Genomic DNA, 15,061 nt, shown 5'->3' with positions numbered 1-15,061 from the left:
TACTGAATAGATACTACAGGTTTGACTGACAGCTAACAGATACAAACCTATCTCTAATATTAGTGATGACGCGCTTACAGCAAGCAGGCTATCTTAGTAAACAATCAAGAAGGCAACCAGACGCAATGGCAGGAACTATCCAACGTCAGCCAAACCCAGCGATCCCTCAAATCGTAGACCAAATTCTCAATACAGGTCAGTTAAGTCGCCAAGAGCATCTACAGTTGGTCACGACTATCCTTTCTGACTACAACGTTACTGATGAAGAACGCAGCCACATTAATCGTGTCTTTGATGAGTTACAAGTGGGGCATCTGAAATTTATAGAATAGAGGTTGGCAGTATGGGTTACGTCTATAGTCAGGCTGTGTCGTTATCAGTGTTTGTAAACTAGTGGTGCAAAACGTTTCCATCTTGGCACCGGATTTGTCGGGAGGCGGGGGAACCAGAGCCTACCTTCTAGGACAGGTGTTACAAAAGCTCAACTACAACGTTAAAGTTTGTGGTTTTCTCTTCGGAACCAGTCTTTATCCGCTTCCACCTGCCAACCTTCCGGTTCATTGGGTATCGGGAGGTAATTATCCCCAAGTTCTACAGTCAGCTAGGAACCTGCTTGGGCAAATCGATGGAGATATTATCTACGCCGTAAAACCAAGACCGACAAGTTTCGGTATAGCCTTACTCAAGCGGTTACTAGCTCATCAGCCCATCGTTTTAGATATTGATGATTGGGAGTTAAGTTGGTTTGGAGAAGGTCAGTGGCGGTATCGTCCCACGCCTAAACAGATTGCTAGAGACTTACTCAAACCTGATGGGGCGCTGAGGTCTCCAGAACATTGGCTTTATTTGCAGTGGATGGAAAAACTGATCAATCGAGCCAATGCTGTAACCGTTGATACGAAATTTCTTCAATATCGTTTTGGTGGAACTTATCTTCCGAACGGTAAAGATACAGTGTTATTTGACCCTGAACCATTTGATCCGGACGCTAGTCGAGCCAAATATGGTCTATCGGATTATCGAGTGCTGATGTTTCCAGGTACAGCACGACCTCATAAAGGCATTGAAGATGTTTTGCTGGCGCTCGAACAGTTAGATCAGCCAGATTTAAGACTAGTTTTGGTCGGTGGCAGAGAAATTGGTGACGGGTATATCGAACAGCTAATGACTATCGGCAAGCGATGGATTGTCAAACTACCTTCAACACCTGTAGATCAAATGCCCGAAGTTGTGGCAGCAGCTCATGTGGTTATTGTTCCCCAACGAGATACACTTACGGCTCATGCTCAGTTTCCGATCAAACTCACAGATGGTATGGCGATGGCAAAGCCAATCATTTCTACTCGGGTTGGCGATATTCCCACAATTTTAGGAGATACGGGTTATCTGGTCGAGCCCAATTCTCCTGGACAAATTGCCGAGAAAATCCAGTGGATCTTCCAAAATTTGGAAGTAGCAAATGAACGAGGAAGGAAAGCTAGAGAAAGGTGTGTCGCTTATTACAGCACAGATAAGATGGCGGCTATCCTTTCCGAACTGATTGGGCAGTTAGTTTCAAGGAGTTAGTTTCGTTGGTGAGTGTTCAGTTTAACGCCTAATTGGGAAATATATCACGATTTAATTATTCAGGAACTCAAAAATGGACTGGAATGTGAAGTGAGTGGCGATGTTCTTTGTTATGAATAACTTTTTTCGTCAAGGAATTAACTCATGTTTTTAAAGTTTCCTTTGAAATTACCGAGTCAATATCGAGATTTATTTAAATTTGCTAGTCGTTATCCGGGTTGGATTGTACTAACAATCATTTTAGGATTTTCGGGGGGATTATTTAATGGAATTGGTACAGCTTTAGTTGTACCGATTGTCTTAAATTTTTTGGATATAGATGTAGATTTAAAAGGGGGCCCCCCAATTCTCCAGGCGATTATGTCGCCCTTTAACAGCCTTTCTGGATACTACCGCCTAGCGGTGATGGCAGGAGCTATCATACTCTTGATTGTTTTGAAAAACCTTGCTAACTATTCGAGTAGTTTAGTATCGAGTTCTCTGACGCGGAGGCTTACCTGCGATCTGCGGGAGGCGGGATTGCAGTTATTGCTAGATGTGGACTTGGATTTTTACACCGAAATGAGAGTGGGGGATCTGATCAACCGTTTGGGTGGCGAAATTGGTCGCTCAGTCAGTTCGATTAGTACGCTGCTCAGAGCCTTAATTACTTCGATTACTGCCTTGGTGTTTATAGGCTTGTTACTGGCGATTTCTTGGCAGCTAACCATTGCGTCAACTGTTTTACTAGCGTTAGTGGCAGTAGTCAATCAGTACTCGATTGGTCGTGCCAAAAAATTTGGTAAGCAGCTCTCAGACCTATCTAAAGCTTATTCTATCGGCGTATTGGAAATTCTTAGCGGCATTCGACTAATTAAGGCAACAGCGAATGAAGACAGGGAATACCAACGAATTCATGAGTTAATTCGCGATCGCGAAAAGGCTGATTTCAAATCGCAAGCCAACTACGCCGCAATTGGACCAGTCGGTGAAGTCACCGGCATTGTGGGACTCATTACCATTGTCTTCCTCGGTCGGGTCTTCTTTGCCAGTCAGCTTGAAGCACTCTCGGCAGTGCTGCTCACTTACTTGTTGTTGCTGCAACGGTTGCTGCCGTTGATTTCTCAGTTAAACGGTGCTCGTGGAACGTTGGCGAATACTTCTGCGAGCGTGGATATCGTGAATGACTTTTTGAGCCGCAAAAACAAGCGGTTTATGCTGAACGGTTCCAAAAATTACAAAAAATTTCCATTCCGAGAAAGCATTCAGTTTAGTGATGTATCATTTTCTTATCCCAATCAGCCCGATTGGGGACTCAAAGATATTAACTTGAAAGTACCTCGTGGCACTACGTTAGCGTTAGTGGGGTCAACCGGTGCTGGGAAGTCAACTCTAGCAGATCTTTTAACCCGATTTTACGACCCTGACAAGGGCTGTATTACCTTTGATGAAACGGATTTAAGGGAATTTGACATCAAAACCCTCCGTAAAAAGATGGGGATTGTGAGCCAAGATACGTTTCTGTTCAATACCTCAGTTCACAATAATATTGCTTATGCCAAACCTGATGCTACGGAGGAAGACGTTATCAAGGCGGCAAAACAAGCAAATGCCTATGACTTTATTATGGAACTGCCGGAAAAATTCAATACGATAATTGGCGATCGGGGCGTTCGCTTGTCTGGCGGTCAAAAACAGCGCCTTGCCATTGCTCGTGCTCTTGTACAAGACCCGGATATTTTAATCCTTGATGAAGCTACGAGTGCGTTAGATACTGTTACAGAGCGCCTAGTACAGGAAGCCCTCGAAGAACTCAGTCGTTCTCGCACTGCTCTCGTGATTGCTCATCGCCTCTCAACGGTGCAAAAAGCTCACCAAATCGCGGTGCTGGAGAAAGGGCGTCTTGTGGAAGTGGGGGCGCATCAGGAACTTTTAAGCCAAGGGGGTCGATACGCCCAGCTATACTACGAACAGTTTGCCGAACGACCTCAAGGTTCGCTATTGGATCAAGAAACATTAATCAAAGCCTCTTACGATGCTCGTAGCCGCCTAAACTCGATGATTGGTTCCCTTCGATTGCTGGCTGATGACTTGGTAGATACTCCTGAAGAGCAGAACGAATTATTAGAAGAATCCTATAGCGCTGCTATCACCCTTCTTAACACTATCGAATTGTTTGAAAACAGCGCTAAGTTGACAAAAAAATAGCAATAACTATTCGAGAAAGAGCGAGGGATATTCAGAAAGTGTAGAGTTTGCGCGCCAGTTTTTTTGGGAAAATAGAATTGAGAAAATTCTGCGCTATGTGGATGATACTATGCCTCCCAAGATTACTGCCATCGCAACTGGGTGGGGTCAAGTTTTGACCTCATAACCAACCCCTCTCCTAGGGTCGGTACAATAGTCAACGAACCCTGAAGCTATCTAAATCAATGACACCTGACATAGAAACTCCACCCCAGTCACGTTCAGATGAGTTAGAAAAAGATAACCATCTCGACGAGATGCCCGATGATGTCGAGATGTCGCTGTTCGAGCACTTAGAGGAGTTACGACGGCGAATTTTTTACTCGCTGATTGCCGTAGCTGTGTGTATCATGGGCTGCTTTGTGGGGGTTAAACCCATTGTCCAGTTGCTAGAAATCCCAGCTCAGGGAGTAAAGTTTCTGCAATTGAAACCAGGGGAATACTTTTTTGTATCTATGAAAGTAGCAGGTTATACAGGCTTACTGCTTGCCAGTCCTTTTATTCTTTACCAAATTATCCAGTTTGTGTTACCAGGACTGACTCGCCGCGAACGACGCCTACTAAGACCGGTGGTTTTTGGTTCTAGTATTCTATTTTTCGTCGGCTTAGGATTTGCTTACATTGCGTTGATTCCTGCTGCTCTAAACTTTTTGATTAGTTATGGGGCAGATGTGGTGGAGCAGTCGTACTCGATTGACTTTTATTTTGAATTTATTCTGCCCCTGTTACTCTTTACTGGCTTAGTCTTTCAAGTACCAGTTATTTTGCTGCTGCTGGGCAATTTGGGCATTGTCTCCTCCCAACAAATGCTGTCAGGTTGGCGCGTGGTAGTGGTTGGGGCAACTGTCTTGGGAGCAGTGCTGACTCCCTCCACCGACCCCTTCACCCAAAGTTTGCTAGCGGGAGCTGTCCTCAGTCTTTACTTTGGGGGTATTGGTGTGGTGAAGCTTTCCGGTAAGTAGAGTCAGAACAATCGATAGTCAGCTAAAAATCTTCTACCATCCATTCCGAACCCCGTTCGCCCAGCTCAATTGGAATGCTGACAGCTTTGCCCAATCGCGGACGTTCGCGGGTTTGCTTGATGTAATTTTGCACCTGCTCGACTCCGCCCCAACCTTGAAGATAGGTGGCAACTGTATCGAGACGTTCCATATAGTCGGTTTCAGAGAGGGGAAACGATGCCTGCTCTAGGTATTTCCACATGATCTGAATAAAGATCTTCCCTTGAGTCCGCCGAATCTGGATATCGTAAGACCTTCCCCACTTGTTGAGCAGGAGTTGGCGCAAGTCTTGTCCAATCATAACTTCTTGGGTTGTCGCTTAGTTTACATTTCGTTACAAACAGAACGTTTCTTGACTTTATGAGACGGGTACAAAAAATGTAATAATACTCATAGCTCAAGCCGAAAATCCTTCTAATTCAATCTTTTCGGCTACCCTGCTAGCTGTTGAACCGCTCTACATCCAAGGAGCAGGGTTAACAAAAGGCTGGGAATGTTCCCAGAGTTGTTAAAAAAAATATACCCTTAGGCGTTCAGTTATGGCTCAAGTTTCTGGCTCCGCAGATGTCCCCGATATGGGGCGTCGTCAATTTATGAACCTCTTGGCGTTTGGTACGATAACGGGCACATTCGTCGGCGCTCTCTATCCAATTGTCAAGTACTTTATCCCACCATCAAGTGGCGGCGGCGGTGGCGGTGTCACTGCCAAGGATGCTTTGGGCAATGACATCGAGGTTAGCGAATTTATAGCCAGTCACAATGTAGGCGATCGCACGTTAGCTCAAGGTCTCAAAGGCGACCCCACCTATGTTGTGATAACAGAGGAGAACGCTATTGCTGACTACGGCGTAAATGCTGTCTGCACCCATCTCGGATGCGTTGTACCCTGGAATGCCAGTGCAAATAGGTTCATCTGTCCTTGTCACGGTTCTCAGTACAACAATGAGGGTAAGGTTGTACGAGGTCCAGCACCTTTGTCCTTGGCACTGGTTCACGCCGACGTCACCGAAGATGACAAGCTGACCTTTACCCAGTGGACTGAAACTGACTTCCGCACCGGCGAAGAACCCTGGTGGACTTAACTTTCTGGGTCATTTGCCCTTTGTCATTCGTCTTTTGTAAAAAGCAACAACTAATGACTAATGACTAATGACTAAATGACCAATGACTAATGACTAATTTCTGAATTTTGAGTTTTTTCCTTAAACGATGAGAACACCTTCTTTATCGGTGATTTACAGCAGCAGCAAGCGGATGATTGCCAGAACTGTCTTACTGGCTTTGGCAACCGTTGCCTTTTTCTTCGTTAGCGATCTTGTACTTCCTCAATCCGCTACCGCCTATCCCTTCTGGGCGCAACAAACTGCCCCAGAAACCCCCCGCGAAGCCACTGGACGGATCGTGTGTGCCAACTGTCACTTGGCGGCTAAACCAACCGAAGTGGAATTTCCGCAATCGGTCAAGCCGGATACAGTCTTTAAGGCAGTAGTAAAGATTCCTTACGACCAAGACACGCAGCAAGTCTTGGGTGATGGCTCTAAAGGGGGTCTAAATGTGGGTGCGGTAGTGATGTTGCCCGACGGCTTCAGGATTGCGCCTCCAGATAGAATTCCAGAGGAACTGCAAGAAGAAGTGGGCGGCGTCTATTTCCAACCCTACCGCGAAGACCAAGAAAACGTCGTCATCGTCGGTCCATTACCCGGTGAGCAGTACCAAGAAATTGTTTTTCCCGTTCTTTCTCCCAATCCAAAAACCGAGAAAGGAATCTATTTCGGCAAGTACCCCGTTCATGTCGGTGCTAACCGAGGACGCGGTCAGGTTTATCCCGCAGGCAATAAGAGCAATAATGCAGTCTATAACGCCTCTAAAGCGGGTGTAATTTCTCAAATTGCCAAGTTGGAAGACGGTGGCTACGAAGTCACCATTCAAACCCCAGAGGGTGGAACCGTTGCGAATACGATTCCTGCTGGACCGGAGTTAATTGTTTCTGAAGGTCAAGAAGTGGCTGCCGCTGAAGCATTGACCAGCGATCCGAATGTGGGTGGATTTGGTCAGGCAGAAACTGAAATTGTCTTGCAAGACCCAGCTCGGATTGTGTGGCTGTTAGTCTTCATCGCTGCAATTATGCTTTCTCAACTAATGCTGGTTTTGAAGAAGAAGCAAATTGAGAAGGTGCAAGCCGCTGAGATGAATTTCTAGGTTCGGTAACGTTCCTTTGGTTTGCTAACAGCAAAATCATTATGTGAGGGATAGGTAGCGACCTTATCCCTTTTTTTGTTATCAGCTTTGCTTTGCGATTGTTGATAAAACGTTGATAAAACATAGACTTCCTGCAAAAAGACTCCTATTGTCGTTCAACAGAGGCGATCGTCAATAGTTACAGTAGAGCCAACTCTATACTTTGCAAAGCTTTACAATAGTGTGTACTTTTAAATCTTTTACTTAAAGATAAGTCTGCCAATCTACCGCAGGCTGTTTGCCAACAATACTTTCGGTATAGAAATAGCATTGGTGCAGATATGCCTACGGGCAGACGTTCGTGCAAAATTTTTCAGATACATTGGATACCAAAGCAAAGAAAGTTTGCCCGAAATTACAAAAGGAGAACAATAGCATATGAGTACTGAAGATAGAGCCAAAGCCACTGCTAAAAATATTGAAGGTAAGGCTCAAGAAGCAATGGGTAATGTTACTGGCGATCCAGAAGATAGAGCAGAAGGTAAAGCCAAGCAAACTGAAGCTGAAACCCGTCATGCTGTCGAAGACGTGAAAGACAAAGCTAAAAAAGCACTTGACTAGTTGCAGAGCAACTAAAAGTAGGTAAGTAGAACTTTGTAACTATGGGAACGCCTTTTGACCCTAAATTGAGAGTTTTTTCCATCTTATTCAGTTCTGCCTAGCTTACTAGAGTTTGAGGGTTTAGATAGGGTTTATCTAACCCTTTTTGTTTTCTTGAGTAAAGACAAAGTAGTAATAGTTTTATGAGGAGGCTACTGTGCTTTTTTTTCAAAGAACTCGCCAGTTCTTTACAGCCTTGGCTTTAGTGTTGCTTCTGGCTACTACTTCAGCTTGTCAGGCTAGTCAAACCCAAACGCCAACGGCATTAAACCCCAGTATTACTTATCAACAACTAGAAAAGGGTAATAGTCCGGCAGGTCAAGAGTTTGGGAATTGGGTCGTTCAGACAGCTAAAGGACTAATTAGCGACGCCTACGTGCGTGATAACGATAAGTTAGGAGTTGTTATTACACCTAAAGTCCGTCCCCAAGAAGCTAAAGATTTAGCGAAATCTTTAGTACAAGGATTTCATCAGAATTTCCCTAACCGGGATTTGAAAGTTTTGATGTACGCTCCCGATAAACAACTAATTTTAACGGCGAATTATGACAATCAGTTGAATCAAGTTACTTATCAGTAAGAAAGAATCGCTGTTGTGTGACCGTTCGATAACGTAAGGGCGATCGCGCAACGGTAACAACAATTTTGAAGGAGATAAAGAATATGGCTAGTAGCGACCAATACAAGCGTCAGATCATGCACGACTTGGCTGGCGGTAATACTGAATCTTTGGAACCTGTTCCAGAAACTCCAGCGCAAGAGTATCAAAATTTTGACGACTTTGCCCAACGTTCTTCACGAGATGAACGCCGCCAATTGTTTGGCAAGTCTTTGCATCCCGATCGCATTCCCCCTAGCCAGATGGAACCCGAACTGCGAAATGCGATCGCCCAAATTAAGCCCAACGAACGGGATGATGTTGCCCGCGAGTTTTTCAAGGAACTGAAGAAACGCGGATTGAGCGATCGTGACTTAGAAAAGCAATTAGGGCTTTCAACTCACCACGCCAGTCGCATGACGGCTGATGATGTTGCCAAACTCGCCACCTTCACTTATCACGCTCATCCTGACATCTTCCAAGATGTTTTAGCCGATCAACCTGCAATTATGAAGTTTCTCAGTAATCCTATGGTAGGAGCAGTTTTGGGTGCGATTGCTGCGAAATGGTTTGGGCATCGTCGGTAGTTAACTCGTTTACTCTCAACTTCTGCCCCCTCTCCCACTAAGTGGAGTGGGGATTTTTGAGTCTTTTTCCCCACTCCCTATTCCCTACTCCCCATTCCCTGAATATGTTTGGGAATATATCGCTCTTTTGTCACTCTAGGCAGAGGAAAAATCGTGTTATTAATGAATGTTATGTTACTAATGGTTTGAACAGTCTGATTCGAGATCCTTAATGCAAAAAGGTAGAAGTGATTCGTAGCAATCCATTGGGATAAATTTACCTGTCGGTACGTCTAGATATAGGTAAGAGTAACAGGCAGGCATTCTCTCACCCCTTACCTACTGATTGGTGAAGTCGGTAAGATGGGGGTTAGCTGACTGTTGCCCAGCTAGAACACCAAAGGACGCTATGAAGCTGCCCTACTTCCTGAAAAACTTACCGACTCCTGCACGGATATTACTCCGACCTATGCTGCTGATTTCTTTGGTGTTGCATGGTGCAGTGCTAATGCTGCCACTTGCCTATGACTTGAAAAAGTCCGAGAACCCTGAAAAAGAGAAAACGGTTAAGATTACAAAATTATCCTCTCCGACCCAATCCTCTTCTAAAGCTTTTCCTAAATCCTCCCTTTCTCCAAAATCGACTCCCCGACGAACTCGTAGACGCCAAGATACTCCTCTCCAAACTCCTCAGTGGAATCAGACCAGTCCTCCTCAAATCATAATCACTCGCTCGTTAGAGCAGACCAATCCTTCCCAGAATCAGCAGATTAGCCAACCCTCAGCTACCTCTAATGCTTCTCAGGCACAGCCACAGCAGAATGGTGAAACATCAAACGATTCTAACGAAGAGTCTACACTACCTCAGAAAGTTGTCAACTTTTTTGCCACATTTCCCCGTTATCCAAGAGCAGAGAAAGGTTCTGGTGGTGTACTGCGCTCAGAATTTGATGAAGCTACTTATATATGGCATACAGCAGATAACTTGGAAACAGTAGCTGAAAACTTTGAGAATGAACTTCTACCCACTAAAAACTTTGATAGTCCCAAACGAATTAAGGGAGAACCTAATTTTAGAGTTTATGAAGTATCTAGTCATACAGATGAAACCAACTACTTACACTTAATCTCCAAAGATGAAATAACAGCTATCTATCTGGAATCTGAAGAGTACAGCTTAGAGCAGTTAATGGAGGCAGACACAGAAGATAGATCAGTGATGGCAGGGTTAAGTATTGCAATTGAGATGGTAAAAAATGAGTATAGACTCAAAGATTTTGAAGAAAATGATTTGAACAGACTGGTTGAAAAGGATAATTTTAAAGGTAAAAACTTCGAGTTTAAATTTGCCAGAAAAACAACAGCAGAGCAGCCTGCATCCCCAACTGAATTGGCATCGAGCTTAAATAAGCAACTAAAAGGACTAGGATTTGAATCCTTATCGGAAGAAGGGAATTATGGAGGAGGGACTATTTACAAAGTAAAGCAGAGTGAATTTGAAATATATCTGATATTTGCACCTGCACACGATCAAGATGATAATCCCATAACAGTCATTATCCCATCTAAAGAAAAGCCACGCTAGGAAGAAGGTATTATCAATTGCTTTCAATCCCCAGAGAAACGCGATCGCCTCCCACATCTCGCATTTCGGCTAACAACTGCACGACTTGTTCATAACCCACATCCGGATTAGCCGTCAGCAGGACGGCACCCTTAGGATTTTGCCCCAAATATCCTCGCATTTCTTGGAATAGTTGCTCTTTACCAATCGGTTGTTCACCCACTACAATTTGCACTTGCTGCCCTTGTCGATTTAACCTCACAATCAGGGGTTCTGGTGGATTGGCTTGCTGAACTTGACCATCCTCATCCCTAGGTAACTGCACGTCTACTACCTGTAAGCTACCCAATGTAGTAGAGATAAGAACAAAAAATGCCAGTACTGACATCATTACGTTGAGCATCGGGATGAGGTCAATGACTGGTAGTGAGGAGTTATATCGCTGATTTTTAAAGCGCATGGAGGAAGGAGTGGGGAATGGGGAGTGAGTGGCTTTTGGTATATCTCCGATCAAACTGACATCTTGCACCATTGTCAGTAAACCCGAAAATCCGCCCAGAGTTAAAACTCCGGGCTAATAGCTTAAGTCCACTTAAGAGGACTTTAGCTATGAGCCAGTGGTTTAAACCACTGGCGGTTAGTGAGACTGGTACAAGATGTGAGATCAAACCTAAAATCTAAAATTCTACTGAAGTGCCAAAGAAACGCGATCGCCTCCTATTTTCTGCATCTCACCTAAAATTTGTTCAACCTGCTTGTACGACAACTTCCGGTCTGCCTTCAAAACCACAACTCCATCCGGTTTCTCTGTCAAATATGATAGTATTGCCTCCCCCATCTGCTCTTTATTCACTGGTTTATTAGCTAACAAGATTTGATTTTGCGCGTTCAACCCAATAATTAGCGGATCAGGCGTTTTTTCAGCTCTCGCACCAGCGCCATTCTCACTCACCTTAGCAGGTCCAGCTTCGGGAAGTTCAACATCTGCTGTAATCTGAGTCGTAAAACCCATCGAAATGATAATAAAAAAAGTCAAAACTGACATCAACACATCCATCATCGGCACTAAATTGACTTCTGGTATTGACGAACCTGGTTGTCGATTTCTAAATCGCATAACTTACGGAGAGTATTCTTCTACCGACACCGAATCACTCGTGTAAGCCGTAGAACTCGGTAAGGAACGACTGGGGCTGGGAACAGAAGATTCGTACCAAAATTGACGGTAGATTAACTCTAACTGAGTCCCGACTTCCGAAAAGTAATCGATTTGCTGAGACTGCAAAGTTACCTGAACTCGGAAGATTATTAGAGCAATAATCGCCACAATCATACCTGCCGCTGTGGTAATTAGCGCCTCACCAATCCCAGCAGCAGCTTTGGACGCTTCAACCGATGTACCTCCACCGCCAATATTGAGGTTGTTGAATGTACCAATCAAACCTGTTACCGTCCCCAGTAAACCGAGTAGGGGGGCAAGGGCAACTACGGTTTCCAGAAGTTTATCACCCTTTCGCATTTGCACGAACTCCTTATCCCCTGCGGCTTCCATTGCTAGACGAAAGGTTTCAGGAGTGGGTTGCCGGAGTTTGAGGGGAGCCAGCAAAAACCGACCAATGGGCAAAAATCGAGCATAATCGGCAGTATCTGCCGCTTTTTTTAAGTCGTAGGGTGCTGCATCCAGTACATCATGGACGATGCGGTTTTCTTGGCTTAACAACCGGAACCAAAACCAGGCTCTATCGAGAGCGCAAGATATTGCTAAAATCGATAACCCCAAAATGGGCCACATCACCGGTCCACCTTTGAGGAATAAATCGTATAACCGTGTCATGAGGATTGAGGCGACTTGCGTCGGGATAGCTGGGTTTGGTGCTGGTTCAACAGCATATAAGCATTTTCCACGCTAGCATATCCAAATCAGGGGGTATACCTGGTTAATTTCACGTAATTGTTGGCATAAGTTGCGGTTAAATCAGTTTCATTATTTGAAACGGTGGCTCGGTTACTAGCTAAACAAGGTCATCTTGGAAAGAGGCGCGGATAAAGCTACTACGCCTTTTTATCAACGTTAACAACCTTCTTCTACGATGTTCAACCCACTACCCACTTCTCGCCAATGGCTGCGACTTTTAGGACTCGGTTTACCTATCTTCATCGCACTGAGTCTGATGCAGACTAAACCTGCTGCTGCCTGTCGTCCTGCACCGGGAAGCAGTCCTGCTACTATCGAACAACGAGTTAGCCAAACCCCTTATGTCTTTGAAGGAACTGTCACTCAGGTTAATGGGGACACGTTAACTATTCGAGTCAATCGTTATTTCAAGGGTTCCGGTCCCAAAGTCGTCACCCTGACTGGATTTAATAGTAACTCTTGCCAAAATATTATTACCGAACCGGGAGAACGTTATCTCTTCTTTGGGGAGAATGAGGAAAACGGAAATTGGAGTGCGGTTTATGATGGTGCGTTTGGTTCGGTGCGTCCTTGGTCGCCTGAAGTTCTAGAAGAGTTAAAGAGTCTAGGATTAGGACAATCTTTTTCGACTCGAGCGATCGCAAATTTGGATAACCAACGTTGGCTACTCTCATCCTACAGGGGTAGGGACGTATTACCCAATACCGAAATTACAGCCACCCTTGCTGACGGTCGGATGACGGGTTCTGCTGGTTGCAATCGCTACGGAGCATTCTATGGGATGAATGGCAAGGGACTGATCTTTGATCGAATTGAATTTACCGAGATGGCTTGTCAGCAGCCAGAGGGCATAATGGAACAGGAACAAAACTATCTGCAAGCGCTACAATCTGTTACGCGCTATAGGCTTCGGCGAAATCGGTTGATGTTTTTCAATGAGAGAGGCGATCGCATTCTCTCATTTACCGCTAGCGATGAAGCGACTAACAGGTAGACAGTATTGGTCAGCTAGAAGCCAGATGTGTGTACATGGTAGCCCAGAATGGGGGAGACTAAGGGGGCAACCCGTGCCAACTTACTGATCAGCTAATCAGAACTCCCTGCTTCGGCATAGAGTGGAAGTTTAACCTCTCGGTCATACTTAAGGGTCGAATCAGCAATTTCAATAACCAGCAGAACATCATCGGCTTTGGGAAGAGCGAAGCGGTAATTATCCGCTCGTTTCCTCAAAATAGCAAAGTCAGGTTCAGGTTCGCTGTTTTGGCTGGAATCGAATACAAAGAGAAAACCTAAAAGTTTTGCTGAATGTACTGTAAGATACCACGAGCGATCGCTTGCGCCATTTGGTTCTGGTACTCAGGTGTGGCTAATCGCGGTTGGTCTTGCGCACCCGTGACAAAGCCTACTTCGACGAGTACGGCTGGCATGGGATTGTTCCTCAGAACGTAAAATCTGGCTTGTCGCACTCCTCGGTCTTTAATATCCATACTCTGCAAAATGCTGTTATGGATAGTTTGGGCAAGGCGCTGACCATTCGAGTAATAATAGGTTTCCAAACCATTCACATCAGAACGACGAGCGATCGCATTAGCATGAATGCTAACAAACAAATCAGCGTTAGCCTGTTTTGCCATGTCTACTCGCGGTGCCAAGTCTACGAAGTAATCGCTCGTGCGCGTCAGAATCACTTGAATTCCCTGTTGCTGCAAGATGGCTGCCACCTGTTGGGAAATGGGCAGAATTACATCTTTTTCTCGCAGTCCATTCAATCCAACCGCTCCCGGATCTTTGCCACCATGTCCAGGATCGACCATTACCACAATACGGCGGTTGGGAACTTGGGGAAATCCGGCGGGAGGATTGCTGATAGTAGGAGGTACGGCGGGAGTTTGTGACGGAAAGGGCGTTGAAGAGGGTAGCTGTACCACCCGTTGCGGCAGGGGTAATTGTACCCTCCATTGATTGGCAGCAAATTGTTGGAAAAAAACCTGTTGGGGATTAATCGTATAGCCCGAGTCGAGTTCAACCACTAAGCGGGTTGTCTGGGAATCAAATTGCCCCACCCGTACTGCCCGAATTGTCCCACCCACCAGTTGCTCTATTTTGGAGCGATCTAAGGCGATACCAGGCAAGTCAATTACTAGACGGGTTGGGTTGGCAATAAGTTGTACTCTAGGTTGTACTCCTACATCTGTTGTAAAAACCAGTTGATTCTGATTGGCATCAAAGCGCCACGATAGCAGTTTCGCAGCTTGAGCAGGTAATGACAGCCAAAAAAACCCCAGAAAACTGGGTAATAGCCAGTGCAGTTTCACCATTAACGTTCCTCAGGGCGGTGTAAGGTTACGAATTTGAGAGGAGTAATTTTGGATAGTCTCACGGAACAGAGGGACGTGGGCTTACCTTAAGCTCCACTGTCAAAGTTTACAGTTAGACGGTTACCCTGTCAGGAGAAATTTTCAATTGGATTAAGGAAAAATTTGGTTAGTAACAGGACGATTGATGCAGTTTAGGCGCTTGAGCAGAATTTTACAGATGATGCATCTCTAGATAGCGATCGCCTCACTATAGCAGCGATCGCTCTGTGGATCGAACAGGTAGTTGAGGCATTCACCAACCGATATCACCGCCTTACATGGCGGAATGTCAACCTTAAAAAGGGATTCAACCTTAAACTCTGCATCTGGCACTCTCTTTCGTGCGATCGCAATCATTGACTCCGAGATATCAATTCCCAGAACCTGATAATCAGCCTTAATGAATAGTACTTTTTCATAGTTTACGGGA

At 45.1% G+C, this 15,061-nt stretch carries 16 protein-coding genes and 2 pseudogenes; 11 read left to right on the top strand and 7 right to left on the bottom strand.

The window, feature by feature from the left end; translation table 11 throughout:
- The first annotated feature begins 125 nt into the window (after positions 1-125).
- From IQ257_RS10280 to tatC, 4 genes are all read left to right on the top strand, one after another.
- Positions 126-332, top strand: a complete 207-nt coding sequence (locus IQ257_RS10280) for a hypothetical protein (RefSeq protein WP_193874238.1) — start codon at positions 126-128, stop codon at positions 330-332.
- Positions 333-393: 61 nt separating this feature from the next.
- Positions 394-1,566, top strand: coding sequence for a glycosyltransferase family 4 protein (locus tag IQ257_RS10275; protein WP_193874237.1), 1,173 nt, complete (start codon positions 394-396; stop codon positions 1,564-1,566).
- A gap of 144 nt (positions 1,567-1,710) precedes the next feature.
- On the top strand, positions 1,711-3,753 hold the full coding sequence (locus IQ257_RS10270) for an ABC transporter ATP-binding protein (RefSeq protein ID WP_193874236.1): 2,043 nt from the start codon (positions 1,711-1,713) through the stop codon (positions 3,751-3,753).
- A gap of 224 nt (positions 3,754-3,977) precedes the next feature.
- Positions 3,978-4,754 (top strand): twin-arginine translocase subunit TatC, encoded by a 777-nt coding sequence (gene tatC / locus IQ257_RS10265; protein WP_193874235.1) that lies wholly within the window; start codon positions 3,978-3,980, stop codon positions 4,752-4,754.
- A gap of 22 nt (positions 4,755-4,776) precedes the next feature.
- On the opposite strand, the gene IQ257_RS10260 is transcribed toward tatC, so the two are convergent.
- Positions 4,777-5,094: a DUF3067 family protein gene (locus tag IQ257_RS10260; protein WP_193874234.1), complete on the bottom strand. Its 318-nt coding sequence runs from the start codon at positions 5,092-5,094 to the stop codon at positions 4,777-4,779.
- 238 nt (positions 5,095-5,332) lie between these two features.
- On the opposite strand from IQ257_RS10260, the gene petC reads away from it, so the two are divergent.
- The 6 genes from petC (at position 5,333) to IQ257_RS10230 (ending at position 10,380) form a co-directional block, all read left to right on the top strand.
- Positions 5,333-5,875 (top strand): cytochrome b6-f complex iron-sulfur subunit, encoded by a 543-nt coding sequence (gene petC / locus IQ257_RS10255; RefSeq protein ID WP_193874233.1) that lies wholly within the window; start codon positions 5,333-5,335, stop codon positions 5,873-5,875.
- Between the two features lie 127 nt (positions 5,876-6,002).
- Positions 6,003-6,992 carry a cytochrome f gene (gene petA / locus IQ257_RS10250; protein WP_193874232.1) on the top strand — a complete coding sequence of 330 codons (990 nt, stop codon included), beginning with the start codon at positions 6,003-6,005 and terminating at the stop codon, positions 6,990-6,992.
- A gap of 417 nt (positions 6,993-7,409) precedes the next feature.
- On the top strand, positions 7,410-7,592 hold the full coding sequence (locus IQ257_RS10245; RefSeq protein WP_193874231.1) for a CsbD family protein: 183 nt from the start codon (positions 7,410-7,412) through the stop codon (positions 7,590-7,592).
- A gap of 196 nt (positions 7,593-7,788) precedes the next feature.
- Entirely contained in the window at positions 7,789-8,211 is a 423-nt protein-coding gene (locus IQ257_RS10240) for a hypothetical protein (protein WP_193874230.1), read from the top strand.
- 83 nt (positions 8,212-8,294) lie between these two features.
- Positions 8,295-8,816 carry a hypothetical protein gene (locus IQ257_RS10235; protein ID WP_193874229.1) on the top strand — a complete coding sequence of 174 codons (522 nt, stop codon included), beginning with the start codon at positions 8,295-8,297 and terminating at the stop codon, positions 8,814-8,816.
- A gap of 388 nt (positions 8,817-9,204) precedes the next feature.
- On the top strand, positions 9,205-10,380 hold the full coding sequence (locus IQ257_RS10230) for a hypothetical protein (RefSeq protein WP_193874228.1): 1,176 nt from the start codon (positions 9,205-9,207) through the stop codon (positions 10,378-10,380).
- Between the two features lie 13 nt (positions 10,381-10,393).
- On the opposite strand, the gene IQ257_RS10225 is transcribed toward IQ257_RS10230, so the two are convergent.
- From IQ257_RS10225 to IQ257_RS10215, 3 genes are all read right to left on the bottom strand, one after another.
- Positions 10,394-10,891: an ExbD/TolR family protein gene (locus tag IQ257_RS10225; RefSeq protein ID WP_228060592.1), complete on the bottom strand. Its 498-nt coding sequence runs from the start codon at positions 10,889-10,891 to the stop codon at positions 10,394-10,396.
- Positions 10,892-11,044: 153 nt separating this feature from the next.
- The gene (locus IQ257_RS10220) at positions 11,045-11,476 is read right to left on the bottom strand and encodes an ExbD/TolR family protein (RefSeq protein ID WP_193874227.1); all 432 of its coding nucleotides are present in this window, start codon (positions 11,474-11,476) and stop codon (positions 11,045-11,047) included.
- Positions 11,477-11,479: 3 nt separating this feature from the next.
- Positions 11,480-12,193, bottom strand: coding sequence for a MotA/TolQ/ExbB proton channel family protein (locus tag IQ257_RS10215; RefSeq protein ID WP_193874226.1), 714 nt, complete (start codon positions 12,191-12,193; stop codon positions 11,480-11,482).
- Between the two features lie 256 nt (positions 12,194-12,449).
- Between IQ257_RS10215 and IQ257_RS10210 the strand changes: the two genes are divergently transcribed.
- Positions 12,450-13,268 carry an META domain-containing protein gene (locus IQ257_RS10210; protein ID WP_193874225.1) on the top strand — a complete coding sequence of 273 codons (819 nt, stop codon included), beginning with the start codon at positions 12,450-12,452 and terminating at the stop codon, positions 13,266-13,268.
- 95 nt (positions 13,269-13,363) lie between these two features.
- Here the strand turns inward: IQ257_RS10210 and IQ257_RS10205 are convergent.
- The 3 genes and pseudogenes from IQ257_RS10205 to IQ257_RS10195 all read right to left on the bottom strand — a co-directional run.
- A pseudogene (locus IQ257_RS10205) lies at positions 13,364-13,534 on the bottom strand (Uma2 family endonuclease); the annotation flags it as partial.
- A 29-nt stretch (positions 13,535-13,563) separates the two neighbouring features.
- Entirely contained in the window at positions 13,564-14,592 is a 1,029-nt protein-coding gene (locus IQ257_RS10200; protein ID WP_193933019.1) for an N-acetylmuramoyl-L-alanine amidase, read from the bottom strand.
- Between the two features lie 252 nt (positions 14,593-14,844).
- Positions 14,845-15,033: pseudogene (locus IQ257_RS10195) on the bottom strand (class I SAM-dependent methyltransferase); the annotation flags it as partial.
- Positions 15,034-15,061 lie beyond the last annotated feature (28 nt).

Origin of the sequence: Coleofasciculus sp. LEGE 07092 (assembly GCF_015207375.1) — a bacterium.
Taxonomy (GTDB): Bacteria; Cyanobacteriota; Cyanobacteriia; order Cyanobacteriales; family Coleofasciculaceae; genus LEGE-07092.
The sequence above is the reverse complement of the archived record's forward strand: the minus strand, read 5'-3'. Positions and strand labels throughout refer to the sequence as shown.

What these genes read in the sequence shown, in the direction of transcription:
- IQ257_RS10200 (WP_193933019.1), bottom strand. Translation starts at nt 14,592, where the DNA reads ATGGTGAAACTGCACTGGCTATTACCCAGTTTTCTGGGGTTTTTTTGG.
- IQ257_RS10210 (WP_193874225.1), top strand. Translation starts at nt 12,450, where the DNA reads ATGTTCAACCCACTACCCACTTCTCGCCAATGGCTGCGACTTTTAGGA.
- IQ257_RS10225 (WP_228060592.1), bottom strand. Translation starts at nt 10,891, where the DNA reads ATGGTGCAAGATGTCAGTTTGATCGGAGATATACCAAAAGCCACTCAC.
- IQ257_RS10280 (WP_193874238.1), top strand. Translation starts at nt 126, where the DNA reads ATGGCAGGAACTATCCAACGTCAGCCAAACCCAGCGATCCCTCAAATC.
- IQ257_RS10260 (WP_193874234.1), bottom strand. Translation starts at nt 5,094, where the DNA reads ATGATTGGACAAGACTTGCGCCAACTCCTGCTCAACAAGTGGGGAAGG.
- IQ257_RS10230 (WP_193874228.1), top strand. Translation starts at nt 9,205, where the DNA reads ATGAAGCTGCCCTACTTCCTGAAAAACTTACCGACTCCTGCACGGATA.
- petC (WP_193874233.1), top strand. Translation starts at nt 5,333, where the DNA reads ATGGCTCAAGTTTCTGGCTCCGCAGATGTCCCCGATATGGGGCGTCGT.
- IQ257_RS10220 (WP_193874227.1), bottom strand. Translation starts at nt 11,476, where the DNA reads ATGCGATTTAGAAATCGACAACCAGGTTCGTCAATACCAGAAGTCAAT.
- IQ257_RS10245 (WP_193874231.1), top strand. Translation starts at nt 7,410, where the DNA reads ATGAGTACTGAAGATAGAGCCAAAGCCACTGCTAAAAATATTGAAGGT.
- petA (WP_193874232.1), top strand. Translation starts at nt 6,003, where the DNA reads ATGAGAACACCTTCTTTATCGGTGATTTACAGCAGCAGCAAGCGGATG.
- tatC (WP_193874235.1), top strand. Translation starts at nt 3,978, where the DNA reads ATGACACCTGACATAGAAACTCCACCCCAGTCACGTTCAGATGAGTTA.
- IQ257_RS10270 (WP_193874236.1), top strand. Translation starts at nt 1,711, where the DNA reads ATGTTTTTAAAGTTTCCTTTGAAATTACCGAGTCAATATCGAGATTTA.
- IQ257_RS10235 (WP_193874229.1), top strand. Translation starts at nt 8,295, where the DNA reads ATGGCTAGTAGCGACCAATACAAGCGTCAGATCATGCACGACTTGGCT.
- IQ257_RS10215 (WP_193874226.1), bottom strand. Translation starts at nt 12,193, where the DNA reads ATGACACGGTTATACGATTTATTCCTCAAAGGTGGACCGGTGATGTGG.